We start from the raw sequence: 13,784 nt of genomic DNA, 5'->3' as shown, positions 1-13,784 counted from the left end.
GTGTCGAGGGTGTTGAAGAAAGTCCTGTTTCAAGTGCACTGGTTCTTCGGAATCACGGCCGGTCTGGTGCTTGCCCTGATGGGGATCACTGGCGCGCTGTATTCCTTCGAGGACGAAATACTCGACGTGCTCAACCCCGATGTGTTGTTCGTGCAGCCCCAGGGTCATCAACTGTCACTGGCGGAAATGGTCAGCAAGGTCGAAGCCCAGGGCAACGACACGGCGGCGATGTTCCGCATTGACGTCGACGGCGACAAGGTCGCTCAGGTCTGGTTCAAGCCGCCACCGGGCCAGCGTCGCGGCGAGATGCACAACTTCAACCCCTACACCGGCGCGTTCACCGAGGACGCCGTAGGCCAGGATTTCTTCGGCTTCATCCTCAATCTGCACCGATTCCTCGCGGCGGGTGAGTACGGCAAGCAAGTCACCGCGGCGTGCACGCTGATCCTCGTGTTCTTCTGCCTGTCCGGGCTGTATCTGCGCTGGCCGCGCAAGCCGCTGAACTGGCGCGTCTGGCTCACCATGGACTGGGCGAAGAAGGGACGCAGTTTCAATTGGGACCTGCATTCGGTGTTCGGCACTTGGTGCCTGATCATCTATCTGTTGCTAGCGATCACCGGGTTGATGTGGTCTTACGACTGGTTCAGCAACGGCATGACCAAACTGATTGGCGATCCTCCCGTGGCGGGCGAACAGCGCCGTGGCGGAGGGCCGCGTCCTGGCCCTGCTGTGAAAGAGGCGCCCAGGGAACTCACGGCTTCGACCCCGGATTACGACGCCATCTGGCAGACCATCCAGAGCGCCGCCGGACCGGAGCTCAAGACGTACAACCTGCGCATGCCCCAGGCTCCGGGCCAGATGGCGACGGTGTTCTACCTCCTTAAATCCGCGCCGCACCCCCGTGCCTTGAACCAGATCAGCCTCGATCCGGCCGATGGCTCCCTCAAGGCGGTGTCACGTTACACAGAGAAAAGCCTCGGCGCGCAGCTGTTGATCAGCAACTACGCCCTGCACACCGGCAGCTACTTCGGCCTGATCGGGCGCATCGTCGTAACCGTGGCCGCGCTTTTGATGCCGCTGTTTTTCATCACCGGCTGGCTGCTCTACCTCGACCGCCGACGCAAGAAGCGCGAGATCCGCAACGCGCGCGGTGAAGTGTCAACGACGGGCGAGCAGGGCGCGGCGTGGTTGATCGGCTTTGCCAGCCAGAGCGGGTTCGCCGAGCAACTTGCCTGGCAGACGGCTGGCCAGCTGCAAACCGCCGGGGTGCCGGTGAAGGTGCAGCGGCTGGGCGACATCACCGAGCAGGACCTGCACCAGAGCCGCAACGCGCTGTTCGTGGTCAGCACCTTCGGCGACGGCGAGGCACCGGACAGCGCCCGTGGCTTCGAGCGCAAAGTGCTGGGCCGGCCGCTGGCGCTGGACAATCTCAACTACGCTGTGCTTGGGTTGGGCGATCGCCAGTATCAACAGTTCTGCGGTTTCGCTCAGCGGCTGCACGGCTGGCTGGCGGAGCGCGGCGGACGCACGCTGTTCGCGCCGGTTGAAGTGGACAGCGGCGACGGCGTGGCGCTGCAACACTGGCAACAGCAATTGGGGCAGTTGACGGGCTCGACGCCCGCGACCGTCTGGCAAGCGCCGGAGTATCACAACTGGACGCTGGTCGCCCGGGAATGGCTGAACCCCGGAAGCGTGGGTTCGAAGGTGTTCTTGCTGGGACTGACGTGCGATTCAGCGGCTCGTTGGGAGGCCGGCGATCTGGTTGAGATAGTGCCGCGTAACCCGGCGTCTGCGGTCGAGCAGTTCCTGTCCGGGTTGGGCATCGCTGCTGACACCCAGGTCACCGTCGACGGCTTGAGCGAGGCCCTCGGCCAAGCCTTGTGCTCGCGACAGCTGCCAGTCAATCGTAGTCATCTGGTGGGCTTGCACGCGCAGGCGTTGGTCGATGCACTGGTGCCGTTGGCCAGGCGCGAGTATTCAATCGCCTCGATTCCCGAAGACGGTGTGTTGCAGCTGATCGTGCGTCAGGAGCTGCACCCCGATGGCAGCCTTGGGCTGTGCTCGGGCTGGTTGACCGAGCATGTCGCCGTGAGCGGCGCCGTCAGCGTGCGGGTGCGTCGTAACAGTGGTTTCCATCTGCCTGCCGAGCCCGTACCGATGATTCTGATGGGCAACGGCACCGGACTGGCAGGCCTGCGCAGCTTGCTCAAGGCGCGCGTCGTTTCGGGTGAGCAGCGCAACTGGTTGCTGTTTGGTGAGCGAAACAGGGCGCACGATTTCCACTGCGCGAACGAACTTAATGGCTGGCTGGCGAGTGGGGAACTGGCGCGTCTGGACCTGGCGTTTTCCCGGGATCAGGCTGAAAAAATCTACGTGCAAGACCGGTTGCGTGAGACGGCTGATGAGCTGCGGCGCTGGTTGGCCGAGGGCGCTGTGATTTACATCTGCGGCAGCCTGGAAGGCATGGCAGCCGGGGTGGATGAAACGTTGAACGCGCTGCTGGGTGAGGACGCGGTGCGGGAGTTGATCGAGCAGGGTCGGTATCGGCGGGATGTTTACTAACTCGACTGATGATGGATTTGTGGGAGCGAGCTTGCTCGCGAAGAGGCCTCAACATCCGCTAAATCTTCAGCGGTTGAAATGCCGTATTCGTGAGCAAGCTCACTCCCACAGGGACTGTGTTTGCTGCGCGAGTTCCGTTTATCCGTGATGAGGTGGACGCCACGAATGGCAACGGCGGCGATGATGTAAACGTCATAATCAAAGCCAAAAAAAAAGGCCGTTGCGCTCACACGCAACGGCCTTTTTTATGACTCAACCATCACGCCACAAACTGTTCCGCGTAATGGCAGGCAACCTGACGGTTGTCGACCCAGCGCAGCTCCGGCACTTCGACGGCGCAGCGCTCGGTCGCGTACGGGCAGCGCTTGTGGAACGCGCAGCCTGACGGCGGGTTCAGCGGGTTGGGCAGCTCGCCGACGATTTTGATCTTCGGCTTCGACGGGTCCGGGTGGATCGTCGGCGTCGCAGACAGCAGCGCCTGGGTGTACGGGTGCAGTGGACGGTTATAGATCTCGTCCTTGGGACCCATCTCGGCCGGGCGACCGAGGTACATCACCAACACCGTGTCGGCGACGTGACGCACCACCGCCAGGTTGTGGGAGATGAACACGTAACCGGTGTTGAACTCTTGTTGCAGATCCATGAACAGGTTCAGCACCTGGGCCTGAATCGACACGTCGAGGGCCGACGTCGGTTCGTCCGCCACCAGCACTTTAGGCTGCAGCATCATCGCCCGCGCCAGCGCGATACGTTGACGCTGACCGCCGGAGAACATGTGCGGGTAACGCTGATAGTGCTCGGGACGCAGACCGACCTGAGCCATCATTGCCTGCACTTTCTCGCGGCGTTCGGCGCTGGAAAGGCTGGTGTTGATCAGCAGCGGTTCGCCCAGCTGATCGCCGACTTTCTGCCGCGGATTGAGCGACGCATACGGGCTCTGGAACACCATCTGCACGTCTTTGCGCAGCTGTTTGCGTTGCGCCTTGGTCGCGCCAGTGACTTCCTGGCCGGCGATTTTCAGCGATCCCGAAGAAGGCTCTTCGATCAGCGTCAGCGCGCGGGCCAGCGTCGACTTGCCGCAGCCGGACTCACCGACCACCGCCAGCGTCTTGCCAGCTTCGAGTTCGAACGACACGCCGTTGAGCGCGCGCACGGTTGCATGGGGCTTGAACAGCCCACGGGACACATCGTAGTGACGAGTAAGGTCACGAGCGGTCAGTACGATTTCGCTCATCACGCCACCTCCTGATTCAGCGGAAAGAAGCAACGCGCCAGGCTATGGGCTTTCGGATCAAGGCCCGGGCGTTGCTGGCGGCATTTGTCCTGGACGTAAGGGCAGCGCGGCGAGAGCAGGCAGCCACTTGGACGGTCGTAGCGACCCGGGACAATACCGGGCAGCGTCGACAGGCGCGCGGCGCCCATGCTGTGCTCGGGAATCGCCGCCAGCAACGCTTCGCTGTACGGGTGCGCCGGGACGTCGAACAGCCCCGGCACCTGACCCACTTCCACGGCTTGACCGGCATACATCACGCAAACCCGCTGAGCGGTTTCAGCCACCACGGCGAGGTCGTGCGTAATGAGCACCAGCGCCATGTCCTGCTCTTTTTGCAGGGCCAGCAGCAGGTCCATGATCTGCGCCTGAATGGTCACGTCCAGCGCGGTGGTCGGTTCGTCGGCGATCAGCAGCTTCGGCTCGCCGGCGATGGCCATGGCGATCGCAACACGCTGGCTCATGCCGCCCGACAGTTGGTGCGGGTAGGCGTCCAGACGCTGTGCGGCGCCCGGGATTTCCACCTTCTGCAACAGCTCCAGTGCGCGCTGATGGGCGGCACGCCCCGACAGACCCAAATGCTGCTTGAGCACTTCCTTGATCTGGAAGCCCACGGTGTAGCTCGGGTTCAGCGCGGTCATCGGGTCCTGGAAGACCATCGACATGTCTTTGCCGACGATCTTGCGACGCTGGCGCGCATTGAGCGTGAGCATGTCCTTGCCGTCGAAGACCAGGGCGTCGGCGGTGACGATGCCGGGGTGCTCGATCAGGCCCATGAGCGCCATCATGGTCACGGATTTGCCCGAGCCCGATTCGCCCACGATCGCCAGTACTTCGCCCTTGTCGACGGCCAGATCCAGGCCGTCGACCACCGGGGTGGCCGTGGCATCGCCGAAGCGCACGTTGAGGTTCTTGATGTTTAAAAGAGACATTCGGACGTCCTCAGGCGGCGTTCTTGAGTTTCGGGTCCAGCGCATCGCGCAGACCGTCGCCCATCAGGTTGATTGCCAGCACGCTGAGCAAAATGGTCAGACCCGGGAGGCTCACTACCCACCAGGCGCGTTCGATGTAGTCGCGGGCCGAAGCGAGCATGGTGCCCCACTCAGGCGTCGGCGGTTGTACACCCAGACCCAGGAAGCCCAGCGCCGCAGCGTCGAGGATCGCCGAGGAGAAACTCAAAGTGGCCTGAACGATCAGCGGCGCCATGCAGTTGGGCAGCACGGTGATGAACATCAGGCGCGGCAGCGTTGCGCCGGCCAGACGCGCGGCGGTCACGTAGTCACGGTTCAGCTCGCCCATGACGGCTGCACGAGTCAGACGCACGTACGACGGCAGCGAAACGATGGCAATGGCGATGACGGTGTTGATCAGGCCAGGGCCAAGGATCGCGACAATGGCCACAGCCAGCAGCAGCGACGGCAGCGCCAGCATGATGTCCATCAGACGCATGATGGTCGGGCCGAGGATTTTCGGGAAGAAACCGGCCAGCAGACCCATGAGGATCCCCGGAATCAGCGACATCACCACCGACGACAGACCGATCAGCAGCGACAGGCGCGAACCCTGGATCAGACGCGACAGCAGGTCGCGGCCCAGTTCATCGGTGCCCAGCAGAAACTGCCATTGGCCGCCTTCCAGCCAGACCGGCGGCGTCAGCAGGAAGTCGCGGTATTGCTCGCTCGGGTCATGGGGGGCAACCCACGGCGCGAACAGGGCACAGAACACGATCACCAGCATGAACGCCAGGCCCGCGACGGCGCCTTTGTTCTTGGAAAAGTGCTGCCAGAACTCTTTGTAGACGGACGGGTAGAGCAGGCTTTGATCGACTGCTGCTACGGAAGTAGGTGTGCTCATAAAAAGGGATCTCAGCGCTGATGACGAATGCGTGGGTTGGCAAAGCCGTAGAGGATGTCCACCACGAAGTTGACCAGAATCACCAGGCAGGCGATTAGCAGGATGCCGTTTTGCACGACAGGGTAGTCACGGGCGCCGATGGCTTCGATCAGCCACTTGCCGATGCCCGGCCAGGAGAAGATCGTTTCGGTCAGTACCGCACCGGCCAGCAGCGTGCCCACTTGCAGACCGAACACCGTCAGCACCGGGATCAGCGCGTTGCGCAGGCCGTGAACGAACACCACGCGAGCCGGCGACAGACCCTTGGCGCGAGCAGTGCGCACGTAGTCTTCACGCAGGACTTCGAGCATCGAGGAGCGGGTCATCCGGGCGATGACCGCCAGCGGAATGGTGCCCAGCACGATGGCCGGCAGAATCAAGTGACGCAGGGCGTCGATGAACGAACCTTCTTCATCGCTGAGCAGGGTGTCGATCAGCATGAAACCGGTTCTGGGGGGAATGTCGTAGAGCAGGTCGATACGGCCCGATACCGGGGTCCAGCCCAGCGATACCGAGAAGAACATGATGAGGATCAGGCCCCACCAGAAGATCGGCATCGAGTACCCCGCCAGGGAGATACCCATAACCCCATGGTCGAACAGGGACCCTCGCTTCAGTGCCGCAATGACACCGGCCAGCAGACCGAGAATGCCTGCGAAGATCAGCGCCGCAATCGACAGTTCCAGTGTTGCCGGGAACAGCGAAGTGAATTCGGACCACACGCTCGTGCGCGTACGCAGCGATTCGCCCAGGTCGCCATGGGCGAGCTTGCCGACGTAATCGATGTATTGCGCATAAAGGGGTTTGTTCAGGCCAAGACGTTCCATGGCTTGGGCGTGCATTTCCGGATCGACCCGGCGTTCACCCATCATGACTTCGACAGGGTCGCCAGGAATCAGGCGAATCAGGGCGAAGGTCAGCAAGGTGATGCCGAAGAAGGTGGGTATGAGCAACCCCACTCGGCGAGCGATAAAACTAAACATCTTCTCGTGTACCTCATCAGGTACCGGCGGGTCTCTGGGTAGCAGAGCCCGCCGGATTCTTCTTCTACTTCACTTGGGTGGTAGCGAAGTTATTAGTGGTGAGAGGGCTGATGTGGTAACCCTCCACGTTATTGCGCATTGCAGTGAACATTTTGGTGTGGGCCATGCTGATCCACGGCAGGTCCTGATTGAAGATCGCCTGAGCCTGCTCGTAGAGCGAAGCGCGTTCGGCCGGGTCGGTTTTTTCCCGTGCCTGATCGATCAACGTCTGGAACTTCTGATTACACCAGCGCGCGTAATTTTCGCCGTTTTTGGCGGCCTCGCAACTGAGGTTCGGGGTCAGGAAGTTATCAGGATCGCCATTGTCACCTGCCCAGCCGGCCGACACCATGTCGTGTTCGCCGTTTTTGGCACGTTTGAGCATTTCGCCCCATTCCATGACGCGTATATCTAACTTAATGCCGACTTTGGCCAGGTCGGCCTGCATCATTTGTGCGCCGAGCATTGGGTTCGGGTTAGTCGGCCCGCCACCGTTGCGCGTGAAGAGGGTCAATACCGTGCCCTCAGGAACACCCGCTTCCTTGAGCAGGGCGCGGGCCTTGTCCAAATCGTGGGCAGGGTTTTTCAGGTCTTTGTTGTAACCCAGCAGCGTGTCCGGGTACGGGTTCACGGCGACGGTGGCGTTGCCCTTGCCGAACAGCGCGTTGACATAGGCTTCTTTATCAAACGCGATCTCGATCGCTTTACGCACCCGCACGTCGCTCATGTATTTGTGCGTGGTGTTCATGGCGATGTACGCGGTGGTCATCGCGTTCAGCTCATCAACCTTGAGGTTGGTGTCTTTCTTGATGCTCGGGATGTCGTCGGGCTTCGGATACAGGGCGATCTGGCACTCATTGGCCTTGAGCTTTTGCAGACGCACGTTGTTGTCGGTAGCGATCGCGAAGATCAGGGTGTCAGCCGGCGGCTTGCCACGGAAATAATCCGGGTTGGCCTTGAAGCGAACCTGAGCATCTTTTGCGTAGCGCTGGAAGACGAACGGACCGGTGCCGATGGGCTGGCTGTTGAGGTTGTCGGTCTTGTTGGCCTTGAGCAACTGATCGGCGTATTCCGCCGAGTACACCGAAGCAAAGGCCATGGCGACGTCAGCCAGGAACGGCGCTTCGCGGCGGGTCAGGGTGAACTTGACGGTGCTGTCGTCCACTTTCTCGACGTTCTTCAGCAGCTCTTTGAAACCCATGCTCTCGAAGTATGGGTAGCCGACCTGCGACTGTTTGTGCCACGGGTGGTTGGGGTCCAGTTGACGCTGGAAGCTCCAGACCACGTCATCGGCGTTCATGTCGCGGGTCGGTTTGAAGTAGTCGGTGGTGTGAAACTTGACGCCCTTGCGCAGGTGAAACGTGTAGGTCAGGCCGTCATCGCTGATCTCCCACGTGTCGGCCAATGCCGGGACGATTTCCGTGGTGCCTGGCTTGAAATCCACCAGACGGTTGTAAATGGTTTCCGCCGACGCATCGGCGGTCACGGCCGTGGTGTAGAGCGCCGTGTCGAAACCTTCCGGGCTGGCTTCGGTGCAGACCACCAGAGGCTTGGCCGATACGCCGACCGCGACGCTGAATACCGCCAGTGCGATCGCGCTGCGCAATGTTGCGAGTTTGAATGTCGATTTCAAGTAACGCACTCCGCAAGTGATGAAGCCATAAGTGAGTCGGTATCGGGCCACGAAGTTCGGTAAACCGCACCTTGAGGCCCGATCGATCGTGCTGATTACATAATGTTGAATGGAATCGTGGTCACCAGACGGAACTCGTTGATGTTGCCGTCAGCCTGGTTGGCGCTCGCGCGGTGAGTGGTGTAGGTCGCACGCATGGTCGAGGCCTTGAGTGGGCCGGACTGCAGGGTGTACGACGAGCCAACACCGTATTCATAGTGAGTTTCGCCGTCCATGCCGCGGACATCGTAAGCGGTGCCTTTGTAATGGGTACCGTCGATGTCGAAACCGCGCGCCTGATAGATGTTGAACTTCAGGCCTGGCACGCCATAGTCAGCCATGTTCAGCAGGTAGCTCAGCTGAACCGACTTCTCGTTCGGGCCGTTGAAGTCCGAGAGCAGGGAGTTGGCCAGGAAGATGGCGTTGGTGTCGTGGACGTAGTCGAAGTAGGTGTCGCCTTCGACTTCCTGGTACGCGACGCTGAAGCTGTGCGCCTTGTGAGTGGCGGTCAACGACAGGCTGTACGTGTCGTTGTCGATCTCGCCCATCTTCTTCTGACCGGAATCCTTGGTCTTGTAATAGTTCAGGTTGGTGCTCAGGCCCAGTACATCGGGGTCACCCAGTTCGTGGGTGAAAGCGAAGTAGTACTGATGCCAGAAGTCTTCGACGTTGGAGGCGTAGAAGCTGGTGGTCAGGCTCTTGAACGGCTTGTAATCCACGCCCGCCATGTCAACGCGATCGGCGGTGGCGGTGTTGTTGGTGTACTCGGAACGGAACTTGGTCAGGCTCTGCTCGGTACGGGGCGACACGCGGTCGAAGCTGCCGGCCTGGATCGAGATGTTGTTGAACTCTTCGCTCAGAATGCTCACACCTTCGAAGCTCGAAGGCAGCGCACGGTTGCCGATGTAAGCCAGCACCGGGGTGTTCATCGACTGACGGCCGGCGGTCAGGGTCGTATTGGAAACGCGCGCCTTGATGTTGCCCAGGCCCAACTTGCTCCACTGTCCGACAGGGTCGCCGTTGTTCTCGGTCAGCGTACGGTTGGCGCCGCCCATCAGGTCGTCTTTGTCACGGTCCAGCGCAACGGCGTTGTAGACCGCCATTTGCGTGGCGAAGCCGACAGTGCCTTGGGTGAAGCCCGAGCTGTAGTCAACGATGGTGCCCTGAACCCAGTTGATCCGGCGCGGGTCGCTGTCGACCACAACGCCGTTCTCGCTGCGGCGGAACTCGCCGCCACGGCGCAACAGTTCGTTGGCGTACCAGTTCTTGGTCGAACCGGTCACTTTCGAGTCTTCCAGAAAACCCTTGGCTTCGCCCTGGAGGTTGCTGGTGGCCAGTGTGGTCGGAACGAATTCCTGACTGGTCGGCTCTGCCTGGGCCGCGACGCTGAGGGCGAGTACGGATAAGGCGAATACAGCGGTGCTGGCTTTTTTCACGTTTTGAAGCTCCCGATTGCTGCTTTTTTAGAGGCGGGCTTTTTATGGTGTAGCCCGCTCGGTGGTGCGGCCTCATGGCCATTTTCTTGCCTATCCCGCTAAACGCGGATAAAGCGATGCCAAAGGGCGTGGTTGCGCCCCCAGGCATGTTTTTGAATCAGTCGGCGATGCTGACGCCCGAGAAATTGTTGCGGTTGAACGGACTCACCAGGAAACCTTGCACTTCCTTACGCAGCGGCTGGATCACCGTCGAGTGGGCAATCGGCGTAATGGGCACCTGTTCCTTCAGGTAATGCTGCGCCTGTTTGTACAGCGCAATGCGTTGGTCCTTGTTCGTGGTCGAGACAGCGGCCTTGACCAGTGCGTCATATTTTTCGTCGCACCACATGGAGTAATTGTTGCCGCCGATGGATGCGCAGCTGTACAGCGTGCCCATCCAGTTGTCGGGGTCGCCGTTGTCACCGGTCCAGCCGATCAGCGAAATATCATGCTCGCCGTTCTTGCTGCGCTTGAGGTATTCGCCCCACTCGTAACTGACGATGGTCGCCTTGATGCCCACCTTGGCCCAGTCGGCCTGAAGCATCTGGGCCATCAGCTTGGCGTTGGGGTTGTAGGGGCGCTGAACCGGCATGGCCCAAAGGGTCAGTTCGGTGCCTTCCTTGACGCCGGCAGCGCGCAACAACTCGCGGGCTTTTTCCGGGTTGTAGGGCGCGTCCTTGACCGTGTCGTCGTAGGACCATTGCGTCGGTGGCATGGAGTTCTGGGCCAGTTGCCCGGCGCCTTGATACACCGCAGCGATGATCGCTTGTTTATCCACCGCCATGTCCAACGCCTGGCGAACCTGCAAGTTGTCCAGCGGGGCGTGGCGTACGTTGTACGAGATGTAGCCGAGGTTGAAACCGGGCTTTTTGATGACCTGCAGGTTTTTGTCCGCCTCGATCGATTCAACGTCCGCCGGGCGCGGATTCAAAGTGACCTGACACTCATTCTTTTTAAGTTTTTGAATGCGTACCGACGCATCTGTATTGATTGCAAAGATCAGTTGATCAATCTTGACCCGACTCGGGTCCCAGAACGCTTTGTTTTTCACGTAGCGAATCTGCGAATCTTTTTGATAGCGCTGAAACACAAACGGGCCGGTGCCAATAGGCGCCTGGTTAATATCGCGCACATCACCCGTTGCCATCAGTTTGTCTGCATATTCAGCAGACAGGATTGACGCGAAGTTCATGGAGACGTTCTGGATGAACGCCGCGTCGACTTTGTTGAGTGTGAACACGACGGTCATTGGATCGGTCTTTTCCACCGACTTGATGTTCTTGTCCAGGCCCATGCTGGTGAAGAACGGAAACTCCGTCGGATAAGCAACGCGGAACGGATGGTCTTTGTGCAGCATGCGATTGAACGTGAACAAGACGTCGTCGGCATTGAAATCGCGCGTGGGCGTGAAGGTCTTGTTGCTGTGGAATTTGACGCCTTCGCGCAAATGGAACGTGTAGGTCAGGTTGTCAGGGGAGATGTCCCAGCTCGTTGCGAGAGCGGGTACGACGGTGGTCTCCCCTCTGGCGAACTCGGCGAGACGGTTGTAGATCGGCTCGGCAGCATCGTTGTCAGTGCCGGAGGTGTACTGACCGATATCAAACCCGGCCGGGCTGCCTTCCGAACAGAAGACCAGGCTTTTGCTGGCGGCCTGAACGCCGGGCGTCATAGCCAGAAGGCCAGCGGCAATAAGTGATGGCATAACGATATTCGAACGCATGATATTCCTTATCGTGAGAAGCGTATTAAATGCGAATGCCTGCGCGATCCATGGCAATCGTTTGCGCAAATGGAGAGTCAACGCCCGGATACATCTCACTGTTCAAGATAAACAACGGACAATATTGGCGGCTTGTCAGAAGGTATGTCTCTGGCGCCACACAGTCCATAGTTACGCGTGCTTCAAAGTTTGTAGGAAAAGTGCTTATCGTTAGTAGGCAAGGACTGTAAGCAAGTCGCTACTCATCTAACGATAGTCAATTTCATTTAACGATCGTGCACATGACAACGCGGTCGCGTTGCCCTGAGGCAACGCGACCGGTTGGTCATTTATAGATATTACTTGCCGCTGACGCTGACGCCGTAGAACGAGTTCAGACCGAATGGGCTGATCTTGAAGTCCTGAACTTCTTTGCGCATCGGCTGATAAACAGTCGAGTGGGCAATTGGAGTCATAGGCACGGCATCTTTCAGCAGGTGTTGAGCCTGCTTGTACAGCTCGGTGCGTTTGGCCTGATCGGTGGTTTCCTTGGCCTGGTGGATCAAGGTATCGAACGGCTTGTCACACCATTTGGCGAAGTTGTTGCCGTTGAGGGCGTCACAGCCAAACAGGGTACCCAGCCAGTTGTCCGGGTCACCGTTGTCGCCGCTCCAGCCGATCAGCATTGCGCCGTTCTCGCCGGCCTTGGCGCGCTTGATGTACTCGCCCCACTCGTAGGAAACGATCTTGGCGTTGATGCCGATTTTCTTCCAGTCGTTCTGAAGCATCTCGGCCATCAGCTTGGCGTTCGGGTTGTAAGGACGCTGAACCGGCATCGCCCACAGGGTGATTTCGGTACCTTCCTTCACGCCCGCCTGCTTGAGCAGGTCCTTGGCTTTGGCGACGTCGTACGGAGCATCTTTGATGGTGGTGTCGTAGGACCACTGGGTCGGCGGCATGGCGTTGGTCGCCAGTTGGCCCGCGCCCTGATACACCGCGTCGATGATGGCTTTCTTGTCGACAGCCATGTCCAGCGCCTGACGTACTTTCAGGTCAGCCAGCGGGTTTGGCTTGTCTTCGCCCTTGATCTTCGGCATCACGTTGTAGGCGATGTAACCCAGGTTGAAGCCGGCCTGATCAGGCATCTTCAAAGCAGGGTCAGCCTTCAGTGGCGCGAGGTCGGCCGGACGCGGGTAAGCAGTGATCTGGCATTCGCCTTTCTTCAGCTTCTGCGCACGAACCGAGGCGTCAGTGGTGATGGCGAAAATCAGGTTGTCGACTTTGACGTCTTCAGGCTTCCAGTAGTCCTTGTTCCCGGTGAAGCGGATGTTGGAGTCTTTCTGGTAGCTCTTGAACACGAACGGACCAGTGCCGATCGGCTTCTGGTTGATGTCTTCCGGCTTGCCTTCTTTCAGCAACTGGGCGGCGTATTCAGCGGACTGAATGGACGCGAAGCTCATCGCCAGGTTCTGGATGAACGCAGCATCAACAGTGCCGAGGGTCATTCTGACGGTGTGATCGTCGACCTTCTCGATCTTGGTGATGTTGGTGTCCATCGCCATATCGGTGAAGTACGGGAATTCGGTCGGGTACGCCTTACGGAACGGGTCGTCCTTGTTGATCATGCGGTTGAACGTGAACAACACGTCATCGGCATTGAAGGTACGCGTCGGTTTGAAGTACGGCGTGGTGTGGAATTTCACACCTTCACGCAGGTGGAAGGTGTAGGTCAGGCCATCCGGGGCAACGTCCCAGCTGGTGGCCAGGCCTGGAATGACAGCGGTGCCGCCACGTTCGAACTGGCTCAAACGGTTGAAAACGGTCTCGGCCGAAGCATCGAAGTCGGTACCGGTGGTGTATTGACCTGGATCGAAACCAGCAGGGCTGCCTTCGGAGCAGAACACCAGGTTCGATGCTGCATGGGCGAAGGGAGCGCTGGCGATCAAACCTGCGCCGAGAAGAAACGGAATGACCGCTTTTTTGAGCATGGTGGCCTCAGTTGTTGTCATTTTTTGATTGAGGGTACGGCCTTTTGAGCCTGTCCCGCGGATACTTATGCAGGCGCCATACCCAAAGCAAGATGTTGGCGCCAGCAAGGTGACAAACAGTGGCACGAACGTACACGAATGTCGCATAAGTGTAATTTCTGACGCAGTTGAACGTTTGCGTGTCGCATATCGATATCTTTGCA

General features: G+C 59.5%; 9 protein-coding genes. 1 reads left to right on the top strand and 8 read right to left on the bottom strand.

Going from position 1 to position 13,784, the window contains the following annotated elements; translation table 11 throughout:
- Positions 1–12 precede the first annotated feature (12 nt).
- Entirely contained in the window at positions 13–2,562 is a 2,550-nt protein-coding gene (locus QWI20_RS05545) for a PepSY domain-containing protein (RefSeq protein ID WP_369304602.1), read from the top strand.
- A gap of 259 nt (positions 2,563–2,821) precedes the next feature.
- On the opposite strand, the gene QWI20_RS05540 is transcribed toward QWI20_RS05545, so the two are convergent.
- From QWI20_RS05540 to QWI20_RS05505, 8 genes are all read right to left on the bottom strand, one after another.
- The gene (locus QWI20_RS05540; protein ID WP_369304557.1) at positions 2,822–3,796 is read right to left on the bottom strand and encodes a peptide ABC transporter ATP-binding protein; all 975 of its coding nucleotides are present in this window, start codon (positions 3,794–3,796) and stop codon (positions 2,822–2,824) included.
- A complete protein-coding gene (locus QWI20_RS05535; protein ID WP_065990186.1) occupies positions 3,796–4,764 on the bottom strand; it encodes an ABC transporter ATP-binding protein in 969 nt (322 codons plus the stop codon). Before QWI20_RS05535 ends, QWI20_RS05540 begins: the two co-directional genes overlap by 1 nt.
- Positions 4,765–4,774: 10 nt before the next feature.
- Positions 4,775–5,686 carry an ABC transporter permease subunit gene (locus QWI20_RS05530; protein WP_369304556.1) on the bottom strand — a complete coding sequence of 304 codons (912 nt, stop codon included), beginning with the start codon at positions 5,684–5,686 and terminating at the stop codon, positions 4,775–4,777.
- An 11-nt stretch (positions 5,687–5,697) separates the two neighbouring features.
- On the bottom strand, positions 5,698–6,708 hold the full coding sequence (locus QWI20_RS05525; RefSeq protein ID WP_369304555.1) for an ABC transporter permease subunit: 1,011 nt from the start codon (positions 6,706–6,708) through the stop codon (positions 5,698–5,700).
- A 64-nt stretch (positions 6,709–6,772) separates the two neighbouring features.
- Positions 6,773–8,380, bottom strand: coding sequence for an ABC transporter substrate-binding protein (locus QWI20_RS05520; protein WP_369304554.1), 1,608 nt, complete (start codon positions 8,378–8,380; stop codon positions 6,773–6,775).
- 95 nt (positions 8,381–8,475) lie between these two features.
- Complete coding sequence (locus tag QWI20_RS05515; RefSeq protein WP_369304553.1) at positions 8,476–9,855, bottom strand: OprD family porin; 1,380 nt, start codon at positions 9,853–9,855, stop codon at positions 8,476–8,478.
- Positions 9,856–10,012: 157 nt separating this feature from the next.
- Complete coding sequence (locus QWI20_RS05510; RefSeq protein ID WP_369304552.1) at positions 10,013–11,614, bottom strand: ABC transporter substrate-binding protein; 1,602 nt, start codon at positions 11,612–11,614, stop codon at positions 10,013–10,015.
- 338 nt (positions 11,615–11,952) lie between these two features.
- On the bottom strand, positions 11,953–13,581 hold the full coding sequence (locus QWI20_RS05505; RefSeq protein WP_282372486.1) for an ABC transporter substrate-binding protein: 1,629 nt from the start codon (positions 13,579–13,581) through the stop codon (positions 11,953–11,955).
- Positions 13,582–13,784: the final 203 nt, after the last annotated feature.

The organism is Pseudomonas sp. W2-17, from assembly GCF_041060445.1.
GTDB lineage: Bacteria > Pseudomonadota > Gammaproteobacteria > Pseudomonadales > Pseudomonadaceae > Aquipseudomonas.
Note: the sequence above shows the minus strand (reverse complement) of the source record. Positions and strands in the feature narration are given on the sequence as shown.